This window comes from Pseudomonas sp. Marseille-Q5115, from assembly GCF_916618905.1.
GTDB lineage: Bacteria > Pseudomonadota > Gammaproteobacteria > Pseudomonadales > Pseudomonadaceae > Aquipseudomonas > Aquipseudomonas japonica_A.
On sequence record NZ_CAKAKI010000001.1, the window covers coordinates 1,700,354 to 1,718,968 of the forward strand.

Genomic DNA, 18,615 nt, shown 5'->3' on the forward strand with positions numbered 1-18,615 from the left:
CTTATTTCACCGGGGTGAAGCGGGTGATGCGATCGCCTTCGGCGTCGTCCTGACCCTTGGCTTTGTTCACGGCGTAAACGTTGCCTTTCCCGTCCACGGTCACGTGGTTGGGGAAGGTGCCGTCGGGCAGGTTGGCGACCAGCTTGCCGTCCGGGTCTACCACAGAGAGGGTACCGGACACGCGGTTGGTCACGTACGCCAGGCGCTTGACCGGGTCGAACGCCACGTTCAGCGGGCCGGCGCCGGTGCTCACCCGGTGCAGCGTCTTGCCGCTGGCCAGGTCGACGATAGCCAGGTTGTCGCTGCCCTGAGCGGCCACGAACAGGCGGTTGGTTTTGGCGTCATACGCTACGCCCATGGCCATCTTGATCCCTTCTACCGGGATCACTTTCTCTACCGTGCCGGTCTTGGCATCCACTACTGCGGCTTCTTCGGTGCTCAGGCTCACGGCGTACAGCTTGTGGGCCGCTGCGTCCAGGTGCAGGCTGGCCACGGAGAACTGGCTGCCCCATTTCAGCGACTTGACCTGGATCGGGGTAGGTTCGGCCAGGGTTTTGGTGTCGAACATGGCAATCACCGGCGTGCCGGTCGCCGAGGCGAAGGCGCGGCCCAGCGTTGGGTCGATTACCACGTCACGGGCGTGGGCCACGGTGCCCGGGGCGAACTGCTTGACCAGGCTAAGATCAGCCTGCCGGTACACGGCTACGGCATTCTGGCGGGTGTTGGTGACCCACACGTTGCCGTTCTGGTCGTCCACGCCCACGCCATACACGGCGAACACGCTGCCGTCGTCGCTGCCGGGAGCAGCTGCGGGGGTAACCCGGGCTTCCACGGCGAGCGTTTCGCCGTTGAGCTTGAGCAGCTCCGAGGCCTTCACTGGCGGGCGGCCCACGGCGGATGTCACGAACACCGCGCCGGTTTTGGCGCTGACAGCAGACTGATACAGCCCGGGCGCCAGTTTGGCGCTGACCTGCTTGTAGGCCTGGGTATTGGACACCGGTACCACCGGCGACACTTTCAGCGGGAACACGGCCGCAGCCGAGGGGTTGCTGACCGCCACCAGGATAGGCTGCAAGCCCACCGCCGCATCGGCCGGCACCTTCAGGCTGGCGCTGAACGTGCCTTTTTCATCCGCCACGTAGGCGTCCGTGTTCAGCACAGTGTTGCCGCGCATGAGGGTAATCCGCTGCCCCGGCTTGAAGTCGCGCCCCTGCAGCTGCACTTCGCTGCCTGCGGTAATGGCGGTGCCACGGGGGCCCTGTGCGTTGATCTCACCTTTATAGGTGGCGTCTGGCGCATCGAACACCGTAGCGGCCTGGGCGGTTTGCACGCCAAAGGCCATCAGGCTGAGCAGCGAAACCATGGTGCAGAGCTGGCGGCCGGTCGGCGCCAGGCGGGCGTTGCCTGTTCCCATCTGGGACTCCTTGTTGAATAGACAGCAGGCGCGCGCAACCCAGTGGTTGCGAAGCGGTGGCGAAGGTTAACAAGAACCATTCGCAAAATGATACAAAAAAGTGCCATCAGGCGATGCCTTTCCCTATCTGCTCCCCGGCCCTTGATGGCCTGCTTGCCAATGGTTTGCCAAAGCACCGCTCTATGCTTATGCGAAACAGGTATTACTGCGTCGTAATAACTTCAAATAAGCTATAAAAAACAACTATTTTCCTTCTAGTGGGTTCTTGCCCAAAGGGCGTGTGAAATGCGTATTTGCCTGATCTGCCATCCGTCCGCGTCGCGCCCTGGAGCGCTGCGCGGATGACCTTCGACGTCGCGTTCTTACTGTCTACCCTGCCGAGCTTCGCGGCCGCCACCCTGATGACACTTAAAGTAGGCTGCCTGGCGATCATCGCGTCCCTGGCCGTTTCGCTTTTGACCAACGCGGCGCTGGTGCTGGGGGTGCCAGGCGCTGCCGTGACGGTGAGGGTGTATGTAGAGCTGGCGCGTAATACCCCCTTGCTGATCCAGCTGTTCTTCATCTATTTCGCGCTGCCGAGCCTGGGTGTGCAGGTCAGTGGTTTTGCCTCGGCGATCATCGCCATGACTTTCCTGGGCGGGGCATACCTCACCGAAGTGGTGCGCGCCGGTGTGGAAGCGGTGCCCAAGGCGCAGCTTGAATCGGGCCAGGCGATCGGTTTGGGCCGTTTGCAGTTGTTGCGTTATGTAGTGCTGCCCCAGGCCGGGATCTTTAGCCTGCCGGCACTGTTCGCCAATGTGATCTTCCTGCTCAAGGAAACCACGGTGGTATCTGCCGTGGCGGTGCCGGAACTTCTCTACACCACCAAGAGTTACATCGCGCTCTACTACAAAACCTACGAAATGCTCGCCGTACTGACCGGCGTGTGCCTGCTGCTGTTTTTACCGCTGTCCCTCCTGCTGGGCCACCTGGAACGGAGGCTTCAACGTGGCCACTACGGGTTTTGAACTGCTATGGCAGGCCGCGCCGCAGCTGGCGACCGGGGCGGCGCGCACGTTGGGTATTTCTGCTTTGGCCATCGCCCTGGCCACGGTGCTGGGCGCGCTGCAGGGTATTGGCCGCACGTTGGAGGTGCGCTGGCTGAATGCAGTGTTGCGCGTGTGGCTTGAATTGTTCAGGGCGATACCGGTGCTGGTATGGCTGTACCTGGGGTTCTTCGGGCTACCCATCATGCTGGGGATCAACCTGCCAGCGTTCGCCTGTGCCGTGCTGGTGCTCGGGTTGTGGGGCGCCACTGAGGTAGGCGAAGTGGTACGCGGTGGCCTGCAGTCACTGCCCCGTGGCCAGCGAGACGCAGGCCTGGCCATCGGGCTGCGCTCGAGCCAGTTGTACGCCTGGGTGCTGCTGCCGCAGGCGGTGAAGCAGATCACTCCGGGGGTGATCAACGTGTATACCCGCGTGATCAAGACCAGCTCCCTGGCCGTACTTATCGGGGTGGTGGACATCACCAAGGTGGGCCAGCAGATCATCGAGCGCACCTATGCCTCGGTGCTGATCTACGGGTTTCTTTTCGTATTCTTCTTCCTGGTGTGCTACCCGCTGTCGAGCATGTCGCGGCGCCTGGAACGACGCTGGAATCATTCATGAGCGCATTGATCGAGCTGGCCGGTTTCACCAAACATTTCGCCGGCACCCCGGTTCTGCAAGGCGTGGACCTTCAAGTGCATGAAGGGGAAGTGATCGTGATCCTCGGCCCCAGCGGCTGCGGCAAAAGCACCTTGCTGCGCTGCCTCAATGGCTTGGAGCAAGGGGATGGCGGCACCCTGCGCCTGGCGGGAGAAGCGCTCACCGCAGACAGCGACTGGCAGCGTGTGCGTCAACAGGTGGGCATGGTGTTCCAGAGCTACAACCTGTTCCCCCACATGACCGTGCTGGACAACATTCTGCTGGGCCCGCTAAGGGTTCAAGGCCGGCCCCGCGCCGAGGCCCAGGCACAAGCCATGGCCTTGCTGGAGCGGGTAGGGCTGGCCCAGCGCGCCCACGCGTGGCCCCGCGAACTGTCGGGTGGGCAGCAACAGCGTATCGCCATCGTGCGGGCGCTGTGCATGAACCCAAAAGTGATGCTGTTCGACGAAGTCACCGCCGCCCTGGACCCCGAGATGGTCAAGGAAGTGCTGCAAGTGATCCTGGACCTTGCCAAGGGGGGCATGACCCTGGTGATCGTTACCCACGAAATGGCCTTCGCCCGGGCGGTGGCCGACCGAATCGTATTCATGGACGGCGGCCGCATCGCCGAACAGAACGACCCCGAGCGTTTTTTCAGTTCCCCGCAGACCGCACGCGCGCAGCAGTTTCTGGAACGCTTCTCTTACGTAGAAAATTTGCCAGGAAGGAAAGCCTCATGAGTGTTAAAGCTGCCGTGTTATTCCCCTTGTTCGCCCTGGGCCTGCTGGCCGGGTGCGACAAGGCCGAAGCGGCCAAAGCCGCCAGCACCGCCAGCGCGCCCGCCGGTTCGATCGCCACGATCAAGGCCCGCGACAAGCTGGTGGTGGGTGTGTTCAGCGACAAGCCCCCGTTCGGTTTCGTGGATGAGAAAGGCGCCTACGTCGGTTTCGATACCGACCTTGCCAAGCGCTTTGCCAAGGACTTGCTCGGGGACGAGAAAAAGGTGGAATTCGTGGTGGTGGAGCCGGCCAGCCGCATTCCCTTCCTGCAGAGCGACAAGGTCGACCTGATCCTGGCGAACATGACGGTCACGCCCGAGCGCCAGCAGGTGGTGGATTTCACTAACCCCAACCTGCGCGTCGCGGTGCAGGCCTTGGTCCCTGAAGGCAGCCCGGTGAAAGCACTGGACGAACTCAAGGACAAAACCATCATCGTCACCACCGGTACCACCGCCGACCTGTGGCTGACCCGCAATCACCCGGACTGGAAACTGCTCAAGTTCGAGAAGAACTCCGAATCCCTGCAGGCGCTGGCCAATGGCCGGGGCGATGCCTATGCCCAGGACAATCTCGTGCTGTTCAGTTGGGCCAAGGAACACCCGGGCTACCGCCTGCTTCCCCAGCCGCTGGGCGACGAAGCGCCCATCGCGCCGGCGGTCAAGAAAGGCAACAGCGAACTGCGGGATTGGGTGAACACCGAGCTGGCCCGCCTGGGTGAAGAGAAATACCTGCTCAAGCTGTACGACCAGTACGTACGGGACAAGCTGGCGCCTGGCACCGACCCGGCGGCGGTGATCGTCGAAGGCGGGCAATGGAAGGCCAACAGCGGGTCCTGAATGCACCAGCACGCGTGAGCTTCAAGCGAAGCGGCAGGGCCATCCGGCCGCTTCTTGCTGTCTCCATGGCCTGCGAGCCGAGATGGCTGATCATCAGGTCGCCATCCTCCTCACGCCATACCTTTATGGGCGTTCGCCCGCGCTCCAACATCTCCAGGCATAGCGCCACGCCCATGGAGGCCGATGTGCAAGCCTTGACTTTTTGTTGACGGCCATTCATCCCGTGCCGAAGTTATCCGGCATTTCTCTCGCAGCTAATTGAGCGCAGTCATTAGCTATCTCCGAGACTTGCGACTATGGTACCCGGGAAAGGCAGTAATGAACTCAGACACAACTAACTAATATGCCACCATCCCTCTGGTCAATTGCTGATCTCAATTTGCAATCATTTATTGCGGCAATATGAATGCTAGAAAACCCTGTGACTCATTGATGTTTAAGGGTTTTCCGCGATTGCATACGGCGTTGGAGTAGTACTGCGCGCCCAGTAAAAGCGGCTTTAAAGTTCCTGAGGCAGAGGGTATCTGGAAGAGAGGTTGATTATCTAGAGAGTCATTCTCGATGAGTGGCGCCGTAAGTTCCAAGAATATTGACGCCATTAAAAGTTAACCACGGCTTTGTTCAATTTTTTAATGCCAGAAAAGGCATCAGCGAGAGACGAATACCTGCGTGAGCAACCCGCACGTAACCATTTTTCGATGCCAGCCCATCATGGAGATAAACCCCTTGATTTATAACGTGAAAGATTATTCAGCGAAAGGTAATGGCGTTGCGGACGACACGCAGGCCATCCAGCGCGCTATCGAGGCGGCGTACAAGGCAGGCGGTGGTGAGGTGTATGTTCCCGCCGGTACCTATAAGGTTTCTGCAGGGGACGAGCCCGGCGATGGCTGTTTGATGCTGCGCAATAACGTCCATCTGTACGGTGCTGGAATGGGCAAGACAATCATCAAGGTTGCGGATGGTTCCGATACCAAGATCACTGGCGTGATCCGCTCGGAGTACGGGGAGCAGAATCACGATTTCGGGATCAAGGACCTGACCATCGACGGTAACCGCGCCAACACAACAGGCAAGATTGACGGCTGGTTCAACGGCTATATTCCTGGCAAAGCCGGGCACGACTCCAATGTCACCATCGACAGCGTCGAAGTCAAAAACTGCTCGGGCTATGGTTTCGACCCCCATGAGCAGACTTGGAACATGGTCCTCAAGAACAGCGTGGCGCACGGAAACGGCCTGGACGGCTTCGTTGCCGATTACCTGGTGAACAGCTCGTTCGTGAACAACACCAGCTACGGCAATGACCGCCACGGCTTCAATGTGGTGACCAGCACCAACGACTTCACCATGCGCGACAACAACGCCTACAACAACGGCAGCACCGGCATCGTGCTACAGCGCGGTGACGAAGACCTCGCTGCACCGAACGACATCGTCATCAGTGGCGGGAGCGTTTACGGTAACAAGGCCGAAGGGGTGCTGCTCAAGCTGGTTCATGATGTGACCGTCAGCGGGGTGGATATCCACGACAATGCTCGCTCCGGAGTCCGCCTGTACGGCAGCTCGGACGTGGAGCTGCTGAACAATTCCATTCACAAGAATTCCCTGGCGGTGACCTCCCCGGAAGTCGTGATTCAGTCGTATGACGATAGCCGTGGGGCGTCCGGTGACTACTTCAATGGCAGCAATAACCTGATCCAGGGAAACACCATCGTCGGCAGCGACCGGTCCACCTATGGTGTGGCCGAAGTGGATGAGAAAGGCACCGATCACAATACCCTGATCAATAACACCATCAGCCACGTCTCCCGCGGTGACACGGCGCTCTACGGCGACGGCAGCACCGTCAGCGGGAGCCAGGGCTCGCTGATCGGCACCAGCGGCAACGACAACCTGATGGGTACCGGTGCCGGCGAAACCCTGATGGGCTATGCCGGGAAGGACACGGTCAATGGCGCCGGCGGCAACGACGTGCTGGTGGGCGGGGCGGGCGTGGACAAGCTCACCGGCGGTTCGGGCAGTGATACCTTCCGCTTCACGGCCGCCACTGACAGCTATCGCACGGCCAGTTTGACAGCCAAGGATACGGTGACCGACTTCAGCGCCAGCGGCGACAAGATCGACGTGGCAGCATTGGGTTTCACCGGGCTGGGCAACGGGCACGGCAACACCCTGAACGTTTCTTACAACGCAACCAGCAACCTTACCTACCTCAAGGACTTTGACGCCGACGGCAACGGCGTGCGCTTCGAACTGGGCCTGACTGGCAATTACCTGAGCAGCCTCAAGGCGTCCAATTTCGTGTTTGCCAAAACATCCACTGCCAAGCTCGATGTCCTGAACCTGGATGCCGCAGTGGCAGTCACCGCCTTGGCAGCGGCCGCCGTGGCCAACCCGCTCAATGGCACGGCCGGCGATGACGTTCTGATAGGCGACGGCCCGGCTAATACCATCAACGGCCTGGCAGGCAAGGACCGCATCGAAGGGATGGGAGGCAACGACCGCCTGACCGGTGGCGCGGGTGTCGATACGCTGACCGGTGGCACAGGCACCGACACCTTCGTCTACACCGCGCGCAGCGATAGCTACCGTAGCACCAGCGGCACGGTGGCCAGCGACCTCATCAAGGACTTCAGCACCGACCGCATCGACCTCTCTGCCTTGGGTATCACCGGCCTGGGTGATGGCTACGGCACCACCGTCAAGGTGAGCACCAGCAGTGATGGCAGCAAAACCTACATCAAGTCCTTCGTGGCGGATGCGGCTGGGGAACGCCTGGAGATCTCGTTACAAGGCAACCAGTTGTCCAACCTGAGCGCCAGCAAGTTCATCTTCGCCGGTACCTCAGGCACCAACCTGACCGGGACCAGCGGCAACGACAACCTGGTGGGCACCGCCAGCGGCGAGTCGCTGCTAGGCCTGGCCGGCAACGACACCCTCAAGGCGGGGGATGGCAATGACACGCTCGACGGCGGCGCCGGAAAAGATTCGCTCTATGGGCAGGGCGGCGCCGATACCTTCCGCTTCAGCAAAATGCTGGACAGCTACCGCGACTATGACTCGGGCGGCATGACGGCCACCGACACTATCTTCGATTTCGTCCGCGGCCAGGACAAGATCGACGTCAGCGCGCTGGGCTTCTTTGCCCTTGGGAGCGGCAGCGGGCATACGCTGTACACAACGTACAGCGCCTCCTCCAACAAGACCTACATCAAAACCAACGATGCAGATAGCGACGGCAATCGCTTCGAGGTTGCCCTCAGTGGCAACCTTGCGCTGACGTCCAGCGACTTCGTATTCGCCCCACACACCACGGCGGGCATCGAATTCCTGCCCACCCTCGGCCAGTCCAACGCACGCCTGATGCGGGTGACCGAAGACGACAGCCAGTCGGGTATCACCGAACTGGTCAAGGACCTGAGCCGCTATACGCCTCTGGATGTGCGCAGCCAGTTCAATGACTCCAACGGCAACCCCGTGGACATCGCCATTGGCGGCACCACCGTCACCGGGCTTTCTACAGATACAGCCGCGGAGAAGGCCCTGAGCTGGTGGTTCACCGACACCAACAAGCCAGGGCCTGTGCTTACCCGGGCAGTCGATCTGCTCAAGAGCCAGATTGCGACCCTGAGCAAGACCGACCCGGTAAACCTGGACATCATCTGGGGCCAGGGCGAGGAGGGCGCCCAGGCAATTGCCAGGGCCAGCGACAAAACGGCAGCGGAAGCCCTGTACAAAGCCTCGACCTTGAAGGTCTTCGACTACCTGCATGCACAGCTGGGAGACTTTACGGTTTACCTGATGGAAACCGGCCACTATGCCGAGGACGGCGCCCGCTACCGGGGCTATTCCGAAAGCAAGATCGCCGGGATTGTCGACGGCACCGTGCATGTGCGGCACGCCCAGGAAGCCATGGCCGCCGAGCGCGCGGACGTACAACTCGCCGTTGACTACACCGACCTGCCGCTGCGCCAGGAAGTGGACCCGGTGACGTACCCCGATGACGTGTGGCACCTGCACGAAGAGTCAGCCGAAATCGTCGGCCAGCGTTTGGCGGACTACATCGCCAACGACCTGGGCTACAAGGGTAACCCCGGCGACAACAACGACCCTGGCGCCATCACCGCCTCGAGCTCGAACCAGAATGGGCGGGTACAGGGCACCGACGTCGCCGACACCCTGGTGGCGACCGGCTCGGAAAGCCAGGTGCTCAATGGTGACGTGGGCGCCGATACGCTGATCGGCAAAGGCACGGGCAGCACCCTGTATATCGTCGACAACGTTGGCGACACCGTGACTGAAACCGACGCCAACACGGCTCATATCGATACCGTGCAAAGCTCCGTGAGCTGGACGCTGGGCAACAACGTCGAAGCGCTCGACCTTGCCGGTAACAAGGCGCTGGCGGGCATAGGCAATGCGCTGGATAACACGCTGACGGGCAACGCGGGGAACAACGTACTCGATGGCAAGGGCGGCAGTGACACCCTGGCCGGCGGCGGCGGTGCCGATGTGTACCGGTTCAGTGCATGGCACGACATGGGCGTGGGCGCAGCGGGCGATCAGATCGAGGGGTTCAGTGAGGCCGAGGGCGACAAGATCGATCTCACCGGCCTGGATGCCAATCCGCTCACAGCGGCCAAGGATGCCTTCAAATTCATCGGCAGCGCGGCGTTCAGTGCCGATGCCACCGGTGAGCTGCGGTTCGCCGATGGCGTGCTGCAGGGCAGCCAGGATGCCAACGGCACGCCGGACTTCGAGGTGCGGATGGTAGGTGTCGATGAGCTCCGCTCGGTGGACCTGATGGGGTAGGGGAACGGGCGCCCGCTTGAAGGTTGCGGCCTTCAGGCGACGGCGCGTTGGTCTCGCTGCGGATTCGGACGAAGCGCCCTCGGTGAAGGCGTATTTCCAACTACCGTTTGAGGCACACCCGACCTCTTTCGTTGGGATTCGGAGATTGTCATGATTTCTGCCTCTTCCACTACCCTGCCAGCTACTACCCTGCGTACCGGCAAGACTGTTGTCGATGTCTCAGGCCTCAATGACTCCAGCCACAGTGTCGCTATTACCAGCACCGGCACGGTGCAGATGGTAGGGCTGACGTCCGACGGCGACCGCTCGGATTACGCGGTGGTAAGCCTGACGTCCGACGGCCAACGCAACTTCAGCTACGACCACGACGGCATTGAACGACTTCCCGCTGTGGTGCCTGTCAGTGACAGCGGTGACCTTACGACGCAACCCTCTGGCCAGAACCTGACCAGCCAGATCTTGAATGACAACGGCACCTACAACCTGAGCATCCTGGCGCTTGGCGCCACCCCGAATGATCGGCCGTCCGAGCTGTTGTCGGTGGCCATCCCCACGCAAGGCGACGCGCCTGCCTACTCCAGCGTGCAAGCGCTCGCCGACGGCATGCTGTTAGCGAGCACCCGCAGCGACACCACCCTCACCCTGGTGCGGTTCAACGACCAAGGGGCCCTCGACCAGGCCTTCGGCCAAGGCGGCGTCGCCACCTTCGCCTTGCCAGACGGGATGCCCGTCATCACCGAAACGTCGCTGGCCCTGCAATCCAATGGTGATGTGTTGCTCGCCGGTTACCGCTACCCCGGCGGAACCGCCGATTTCAGCCTCACCCGGTATCACTCGGACGGCACACTCGACACCCGCTTCGGTACCGATGGCACGGTGACCGTGGACGTGGCCGACGGCAACGATTACGCCCGGGTGGTGACGCAGCAAGCGGACGGCAAACTGCTGATCGCTGGCACCAGTGACAAGGGTGATAACGAAGTGGGCGATGGCAACTTCAACTTCAGCGTGGTTCGGCTGAATGCGGACGGCAGCCTGGACACCAGCTTTGGCGATGGCGGCAAGGCCATGTTCGACTTTGAAGGTGGTCGCGATGGCGCGCAAACCATCACCGTGCTGGATGACGGCAAAATCCTACTGACCGGCGCTGCGTACAACGCCGACGGCAACGCAGACTTCGCCGCCTTGCGGCTTAACGCAGACGGCACGCTGGATACCAGCTTCGGCGACCCGGTTGGGCATTTGCGCCATATCAACGGCCAGGACAGTAACGACCTGATAGTAGGCACCGCTGCGGATGAAGCCATTTCCGGGGGGGCGGGGAACGACTTGCTCGATGGCGGTGGCGGCCGTGACCAGCTCAGCGGCGGCGCGGGCAGCGACGTCTTCCGCTTCTCTTCAAGGGAGGACAGCTACCGTACCGACAACGAGGGCTTCAGCGACCACATCACGGATTTCAACCCGATACGAGATGTGCTTGACCTTGCGGCCCTGGGGTATACCGGGCTGGGCGACGGCTACGGCAATACACTGGCGTTGCGGGTAGACGCCGAAGCCAACCGTACCTACCTTACGAGTATGGAGCCCAACACGGACGGCCATCGTTTCGAGCTTGTGCTCAATGGTGATCTGAGCGGGCAGCTGGACGAATACCACCTCTTGTTTGCGCCTTATGTGTTCGAAGGCGGAGATGACTCGAGTTCCCTGATTGCCGGCAACCTCACCTTCGAACTGCTGGGCAAGGGCGGGGATGACCGGCTATACGGAGGGCTGGGTAACGACATCCTCGATGGCGGCACGGGCCGCGACATTCTCTTCGGCTCTGAGGGGGCCGATACCTACCGATTCACCTCACTAAGCGACAGCTACCGTGACGAAGGGGAGAACTTCAGTGATCGTATCGCCGACTTCGACGTCTTCGCCGACCGCATAGACGTCTCCGCGCTCGGCTTCACCACTCTGGGGGACGGCCATGACGGCACGCTGGCTTTAATGGTGAACGACGATGGAACCACGACTTACCTGAAAAGCTTCGATGCAAATGCAGAGGGCGAGCGCTTCGAGGTCAGCCTCAGGGGCGACCTGAGCCAAACGCTGACCAATGCTGCGTTTGTGTTTGCTCAGCCCGACAGTGATTTGGCGGAACTGGCGCTTCTAGGTGTGGCGGGCGGGCACCAGGAGGCTGCAGCTGCGTAGCGATGGGGCAGGCGGAGGGCCCAGCCGGGGCTGTCCCGGCTGGGACGGATATGAAATGGCTGGGTGCTGAGCCTGATAGCTGTTGATTTCGAAGAGGTGCTGCTTTGGGACGGTTTAGAGGGTTATAGCGTCGACATCACTGCGTCAGCCACTGAAATCATCGTTTCGTAGAATCGATCGTCACCGGTCTAGTCGCCACCTATCAGAAGGATCGCAGTTCGCAGCCAAAGGCACCCAACAGAAACCCCGTACCAACTCCCAACGCCCAGACACAACTGAACTCCAACCGAAGCGGCAGGTCCAACCGCCCGCTTTACGCCGGGCCCCACATCAATGGGGCAGGCGCCAAGCCTGTTCCGGCCATGGCCGGTGTTTTCACTTCGTTTCGATGTGCCCATGCGCTTGATCAATCGTATCGCCTCGCTGTGCCTGTTCCCGCTTACATCGCTGTACCTTGCCACTGTTGCCATGCCTGCGCAGGCGGCAGGTGAGCAACAGTTGCTCTCGGCCATCAATGCCCTGCGCGCTCACCCGGGGCGCTGCGACGCTGCGCCGGTCTCGGCATTACCGCCGCTTGCGCTCAAGGCGGGGCTCGCGGTGCCGCCTGGCTACGGCGGTGGTTTGCGTGAGGGCCTGAAACAGGCCGGCTATCAGGCAGCTGCGGTGCGCGCCATTCGCCTGGACGGCCCGGTCGATGCCGGGGCTGCGTTCCAGATGCTCCAGGCAAGTTATTGCGCGGCGTTGCTCGACAGCCAGTACACCGACATCGGCCTCAGCCACGCCGGGGATGAATGGCGGGTGCTGCTGGCGCGGCCGCTGCTCGATGCTCGCCTGGGCGACACGCGCGGCGCTGCGCAGGCGTTGCTGGCGCAGGTGAACGCAGCAAGAGCGCGCCCGCGGTTGTGCGGCCGTCAACGCTTTGGTGCTGCACGGCCGTTGGCCTGGAGCCCGGCGCTTGGTGCGGCAGCGCTAGCGCATAGCCAGGCCATGGCTCGGGGTGATTATTTCAGCCACACCGATCCTGACGGCGATACCCCCTACGACCGCGCGCGCGAGGCGGGTTATCGCGGCCGGCAGGTGGGGGAAAACATCGCGGCGGGGCAGGGTTCGCCTTCCGCCGCCATGGCCGGATGGCTCGCCAGCCCAGGGCACTGCGCCAACGTCATGAACCCTTTGTTCACGCAGGTTGGCGCCGGATACAAAGCGGACCCCAACAGCCAGAACGGTATCTACTGGACCATGCTGTTCGGGGCGCCTTAACAAATCCTGCATGCGCTCGGCTCAGCTGCGTGGGGCATAGAAGACGAACTTGTCCGTTACGGCCGTGCGCCGGTAGCGCTTGGTCCAGTCGGTGGTTATCCGATGGTCATGGAAGTACAGCGCGCCGCCAGTGGTGTCGCGCAGCTGCTGGTTCAGCGCCTTCCCTGCGATGGCTTTCGCCAGCTGATAGCGGTCTTCTTCCTGAACCTGATCGGCGCGGCCATCGCACCACCAGGAAAACTGGCAGTTCTTCTGTTCCGACCCTTGCTTGACCACGCCGCACACGGTGTTGGCATACCCCTCCCGGCCTAGCCGGTTCATCACCACGCTGGCCACGGCCTCCATGTTGGTTTCGCTGCCACCCTTGGCTTCCCAATACACCGTGCGCGCCAGGCAGGTAATGGCATCGTCCACCGACTCCTGCCCGGCAGGGTCCACGGCTTGTACCTCGGTTTTGCTTAACGTTGCCTGAGGCGGCGGAGGCGTGTCGCTGGCGGCTTTTTGTTCCAATACCTGCGCCTTGTCTTCGGCGCGGGCGCTCACCGTCTCGGCATGGGCCGGGAGGGCATTACACAGCAACACAGCAAGGCATATAAAGGAAGCGAGGCAGCGCATGGTCGAACCTCTGGGCAAACGGGGAGGGGCCGGGCGCGGCAGGGCCGATGACTATTATTGTTGCTCTGCCGGCCAGGGCTGGGTCGAAGAGTGGACAAGCGAAGCGGCGAAACATTCCGCCACGGCCCGGGGTACCATGCGGGATCAACCATCGACAGCGAAGGATGCGGTGCAATGATCGAGCCCGGGGATGCAGTGGAGCGCGGCAAGCGTGCCGATGTAGTGATTGTTGGCGGTGGCCTGAGCGGCGCGCTGTTGGCGATGCAGCTGCTGCGCCAGCCAGGCGCACGACATATCGTGATATTCGAACCGCGTGCCGAGCTTGGTCGCGGCGAAGCCTACAGTGCAGTGGAGCTGGGCCATACGCTCAATGCCAATGCCGCACGGATGAGCGTGGACCCTGACGCCCCCGACGACCTTACCCATTGGCTGGCTGACCATATTGCGGCCGGCGGCTGGCCGGAATCGGCCGGGCAGGGCGTGCCGGTGGCCCAACTGTTCCCGCCACGCGAATTGTTTGGCCGGTATGCACGGCAGCGGCTGGCCGAAGCCCAAGCCGCCGCGCCCCGTTCGCGCTTGACCCACGTGCGCGGCGAAGCCACGGACCTGGTCATCGAGCCCGGTGTTGCGCGAGTCACGGGCGAAGGCGGCGAATGTTGGGAGGCGCCGCTGGCGGTGTTGGCCACAGGGGTGTTCGCCGCGGCCCGCACCCGGCGCACTCAAGATGGCGCCAGAGGCATAACCGGGCTGGACCCGTGGGACGTGTCTGCCCTGCGGCAGATACCCGCCGACGGCGCCGTCGCGATCGTAGGGGCCGGGTTGACCATGATCGACGCGTTGGTGTCCTTGCACCAGGCCGCCCATCAAGGGCCTGTGCGGGTGTTCTCGCGCCATGGGCTGTTACCGCAACCGCGTCGGCAACCGCCTGCCTGGCCAGACTTCCTCAGCGAACAACCAGCGGTGCGCACGCCCCGGCAGCTATCGGTGGCGCTGCGTGAGCAATGCCGCCTGGCCATGGCTGAAGGCGTGGATTGGCAAGCGCCACTCGATACCGTCCGCCAGCATGTGGCCCGCCTGTGGAGCCAGGCCAGCGACTTCCAGCGCAGGCAGTTTGTGCGCCACCTGCGCCCCTGGTGGGAAACCCACCACCATCGCTCGCCACCGCTGGGTGCGGCGTTGCTGGCCGAGTGGCAGCGAACGGGACGGCTTCAGATCACTGCGGCTTCGCTGCTAGGCGTAACGCCTGTGGCCGAAGGGGTGGCGCTGAACCTGCGCCGGCGTGGGGAAGCGGCTGCAAGCGTTGTGCACGCGGCGGCGTTGATCAATTCCAGCGGTATCGAATACGACTGGCGGCGGGTAGACAAACCGTTGCCACGGCAACTGTTGGCCCGCGGCCTCATACGGCCTGGCCCCCTGGCTTTGGGGATTGATGCTGACGCACAAGGGGCGGTGCGCGATGCCTGGGGAACCGCTTCAACGGTGCTGTATGCCATGGGCCCGCCGCTGCGTGGCCTGTGGTGGGAAAGTACAGCGGTAAATGATGTTGCGGCCCAGGCGAAGGCCTTGGCCGCCCACTTGACCCGGCCGTGATCGAGCGCTTGTGGCCGCTGCGCTTTGTATCGTTTTAAGGAGTGTTTTCGTCGTTTTGTATGAGCGCCAAAACACTGTCTTTAGGCAAAGTGCCACTGCCGACCGTTTGGCGACGGAAATCCGCTAAAGGCGCCTGAAAGAGAACCTTTATCAGTTGGTGGCACTTTGGAAAAGTTCAGCTAAACCAGACACTTATAATCACAAACCGGAACGGGTTGGCAATTCGCCACATTCCCGACGATCGGTATGTTTGCCCCCATTGTTTTCCCTCGAAGCGCTGTGCATCATCTGGCCACCTTTCCAAAGATGTCCGTCTGGCCTCGCAAGGGAGTGTTGGCAAATGATGAGTGTGTTCGTAGTTGTAATGAGTATGTGCACCGCGTCTGAAGGGTGCCTGGAAGAACGTAGGCCCACCGCTTATTCCTCACGGGCCGAATGCCTTGAAACCGTAGCGACGATGCCTATGAGCAAAGGCATCAAGTACCGCTGCGCTGCCACGCCCCAGTTCATGGTGAGCGAGGAACGCAGGGCCGCCAAATCGCACCTTGTCACGACTGCGACCGAGGCGCCCATCAAGCCCTGACGCGAACAGGTCACCAGGCTGGCAGACGATTTTGGTGCCCTTGGGCGGCACCAGGCGCTGCCGGCATAGCCCACCCCTCTCCTTGTTTTTCCCCTTCGCTCCTATCTGATGATTCAGCGGGCCACCCCAGGCTTCCCTCCCATGCGCTGAACGATCAAGGCCTTGCGTGGATCGAACGCACGTTCGCATTTGCAAGGAACCGTCATGACTTCAACGCCTGATCAGCCCCGTGATGTGCCGGGGAGTGGCTTCGTGCGGGTGCGCGGCGCCCGCGAGCACAACCTCAAGAATGTCGACGTGGACGTGCCACGCAATGCACTGGTGGTGTTCAGCGGTGTCTCGGGATCGGGCAAGTCGTCTTTGGCATTCGCCACCATCTATGCGGAAGCGCAGCGGCGTTATTTCGAATCCGTGGCACCGTATGCGCGGCGCCTGATCGATCAGGCCGGGGTACCAGACGTCGACAGCATCGACGGGCTGCCCCCGGCGGTTGCGTTGCAGCAGCAGCGTGGGTCGCCCAGCGCGCGGTCGTCCGTGGGCAGCGTCACCACACTGTCCAGCCTGATCCGCATGTTGTATTCCCGCGCCGGCAGCTACCCTGCCGGGCAGCCTATGCTGTATGCCGAGGACTTTTCCACCAATACCCCCCAAGGCGCGTGCGCGCATTGTCACGGCGTGGGCCGGGTGTTCGACGTGAGCGAGGCCTCGCTGGTGCCAGACCCTTCGCTGACTATCCGTGAGCGGGCTGTGGCCGCGTGGCCCACCGCGTGGCAAGGGCAGAACCTGCGCGACATCCTGGTAACCCTGGGCTATGACGTCGACGTCCCCTGGCGAGACCTGCCCCAGGCGCAGCGGGACTGGATTCTGTTTACCGAAGAAACCCCCACGGTGCCGGTATACGCCGGCCTTACCCCGGCACAAACCCGCGAGGCACTCAAGCGCAAGCTGGAGCCCAGCTATCAAGGTACCTTCGCCGGGGCGCGCCGGTATGTGTTGCACACGTTCAGCCACAGCCAGAGCGCCATGATGCGCAAGCGGGTAGGGCAGTTCATGCGGGCCAGCCCCTGCCCGGTTTGCCACGGCAAGCGGCTCAAACCCGAGGCGCTGAGTGTGCGGTTCGCGGGCCTGGACATCGCCGAGCTTTCACGCCTGCCCTTGCAGGCATTGGCCACCCTGTTGGCCCCTGTGGCGAGCGCCGCCTACCTGAGCGAGGGTGAAGCGGGCGGCGATGTGCTCAGCCACGCCCAGGTTCGGGAGGCCCGCGACCGGCGGGTGGCCAGCGGCGGCAGTGCCCATGCCAGCGGCAAGGAGGTGCGACACACGCCCAACCTGTCGATCGAAAAACGCTTGGCAGCCCAGCGCATTGCCCAGGAATTGCTGGAACGCCTGGGTACATTGCTGGAGCTTGGCCTGGGCTACCTGGACCTGGAACGCAGCACGCCCACGTTATCCCCGGGGGAGCTGCAACGGCTGCGGCTGGCGACGCAGCTCAATTCCCAGCTGTTCGGTGTGATCTATGTGCTGGACGAGCCTTCCGCCGGCTTGCACCCGGCCGACAGCCAGGCGTTGCTGGATGCACTGGAGCGCCTCAAACAGGCGGGCAACTCGGTGTTCGTGGTGGAACACGACCTGGATACCCTGCGCCGCGCCGACTGGCTGGTAGACGTGGGCCCGGACGCCGGGGAGCGGGGCGGGGAAGTGTTGTATAGCGGTCCTCCCGCTGGGTTGGCGGGGGTAGCGGCGTCACGCACGGCGGCTTATCTCTTCGCTGACCAACAGCCCCAGCGCCGGCCACCACGCCCGCCGCAGGGTTGGCTGCGCCTCGAAGGTATTACCCGCAACAATCTCAGCCAGCTGGATGCCGCGTTTCCGTTGGGTTGCCTTGTGGCCGTCACCGGGGTTTCCGGGTCGGGCAAGTCGAGCCTGGTCAGCCAGGCGTTGCTGGAGCTGGTGAGCGAGCAACTGGGGCAGCCAGCAGCCGTGGCTGCGGATGAAGAGCAGGCGCTCGATGCCGAACCGGCCCTGCCCAGCGAGGGCAGGGTGGTGGAAGGCGTAGAGCAGCTGCGACGGCTGGTGCCCGTGGACCAGAAACCCATCGGGCGCACGCCACGCTCGAACCTTGCGACCTACACCGGCCTGTTCGACGCCGTGCGCAAGTTGTTTGCCGCGACCCCTGCAGCGCAGGCTCAGGGCTTTGACGCGGGGCAGTTTTCCTTCAACGTTGCCAAAGGTCGTTGCGAAACCTGTGAAGGTGAGGGCTTCGTCAGCGTCGAGCTGCTGTTCATGCCCAGCGTCTACGCCCCGTGCCCGGTGTGCCATGGCGACCGCTATAACCCGCAAACCCTGGCTATCGAATGGCAGGGGCTGAATATCGCACAGGTGCTCAAACTGACTGTGGAAGATGCGCTGGGCACCTTTGCGGATGAACCGGCGGTGCGACGCGCATTGGAGGTGCTGCGCGATATCGGCCTGGGCTACCTGCGCCTTGGCCAGCCCGCCACCGAGTTGTCGGGCGGGGAGGCTCAGCGCATCAAGCTGGCGACCGAGCTGCAACGCAGTGCTCGTGGCGCCTCGCTGTATGTGCTGGATGAGCCCACCACGGGTTTGCATCCTCAGGACGTTGACCGTTTGCTGCTGCAACTGCACCGGCTGGTGGACGCCGGCCACACGGTGATCGTGGTGGAGCATGACATGCGAGTGGTGGCCGACAGCGACTGGGTGATCGACATCGGGCCGGGCGCTGGCGAGGCAGGCGGCAGACTGGTCGCCTGTGGAGTACCCGCCGATGTCGCTCGCAGCCAGGAGAGCCGAACCGCGCCGTTTTTGGCCCGTGCGTTGGGGCTGGAAACAGGCAACGCCTGA

11 protein-coding genes are annotated in these 18,615 nt (G+C 62.6%); 9 read left to right on the top strand and 2 right to left on the bottom strand.

Features of this window, described 5'->3' with window-relative positions:
- Position 1: 1 nt before the first annotated feature.
- Positions 2-1,414 (bottom strand): YncE family protein, encoded by a 1,413-nt coding sequence (locus LG385_RS07990; protein WP_225773816.1) that lies wholly within the window; start codon positions 1,412-1,414, stop codon positions 2-4.
- Positions 1,415-1,755: 341 nt separating this feature from the next.
- Between LG385_RS07990 and LG385_RS07995 the strand changes: the two genes are divergently transcribed.
- The 7 genes from LG385_RS07995 (at position 1,756) to LG385_RS08025 (ending at position 12,965) form a co-directional block, all read left to right on the top strand.
- Entirely contained in the window at positions 1,756-2,421 is a 666-nt protein-coding gene (locus LG385_RS07995) for an amino acid ABC transporter permease (RefSeq protein WP_225773817.1), read from the top strand.
- Positions 2,402-3,061, top strand: a complete 660-nt coding sequence (locus LG385_RS08000; protein ID WP_225773818.1) for an amino acid ABC transporter permease — start codon at positions 2,402-2,404, stop codon at positions 3,059-3,061. The genes LG385_RS07995 and LG385_RS08000 overlap by 20 nt, the downstream gene beginning before the upstream one ends.
- Positions 3,058-3,819: an amino acid ABC transporter ATP-binding protein gene (locus LG385_RS08005; protein ID WP_225773819.1), complete on the top strand. Its 762-nt coding sequence runs from the start codon at positions 3,058-3,060 to the stop codon at positions 3,817-3,819. The genes LG385_RS08000 and LG385_RS08005 overlap by 4 nt, the downstream gene beginning before the upstream one ends.
- Complete coding sequence (locus LG385_RS08010; protein ID WP_225773820.1) at positions 3,816-4,694, top strand: transporter substrate-binding domain-containing protein; 879 nt, start codon at positions 3,816-3,818, stop codon at positions 4,692-4,694. Before LG385_RS08005 ends, LG385_RS08010 begins: the two co-directional genes overlap by 4 nt.
- Before the next feature lie 726 nt (positions 4,695-5,420).
- The gene (locus LG385_RS08015; RefSeq protein WP_225773821.1) at positions 5,421-9,509 is read left to right on the top strand and encodes a M10 family metallopeptidase C-terminal domain-containing protein; all 4,089 of its coding nucleotides are present in this window, start codon (positions 5,421-5,423) and stop codon (positions 9,507-9,509) included.
- Positions 9,510-9,659: 150 nt separating this feature from the next.
- Positions 9,660-11,705, top strand: coding sequence for a M10 family metallopeptidase C-terminal domain-containing protein (locus tag LG385_RS08020; RefSeq protein ID WP_225773822.1), 2,046 nt, complete (start codon positions 9,660-9,662; stop codon positions 11,703-11,705).
- 396 nt (positions 11,706-12,101) lie between these two features.
- Entirely contained in the window at positions 12,102-12,965 is an 864-nt protein-coding gene (locus LG385_RS08025; protein WP_225773823.1) for a CAP domain-containing protein, read from the top strand.
- Between the two features lie 21 nt (positions 12,966-12,986).
- Here the strand turns inward: LG385_RS08025 and LG385_RS08030 are convergent, their stop codons facing one another.
- Positions 12,987-13,580: a cell wall hydrolase gene (locus tag LG385_RS08030; protein WP_225773824.1), complete on the bottom strand. Its 594-nt coding sequence runs from the start codon at positions 13,578-13,580 to the stop codon at positions 12,987-12,989.
- Between the two features lie 174 nt (positions 13,581-13,754).
- Between LG385_RS08030 and LG385_RS08035 the strand changes: the two genes are divergently transcribed.
- Entirely contained in the window at positions 13,755-15,170 is a 1,416-nt protein-coding gene (locus LG385_RS08035) for an FAD/NAD(P)-binding protein (RefSeq protein ID WP_225773825.1), read from the top strand.
- Between the two features lie 787 nt (positions 15,171-15,957).
- Positions 15,958-18,615 (top strand): excinuclease ABC subunit UvrA, encoded by a 2,658-nt coding sequence (locus tag LG385_RS08040; RefSeq protein ID WP_225773826.1) that lies wholly within the window; start codon positions 15,958-15,960, stop codon positions 18,613-18,615.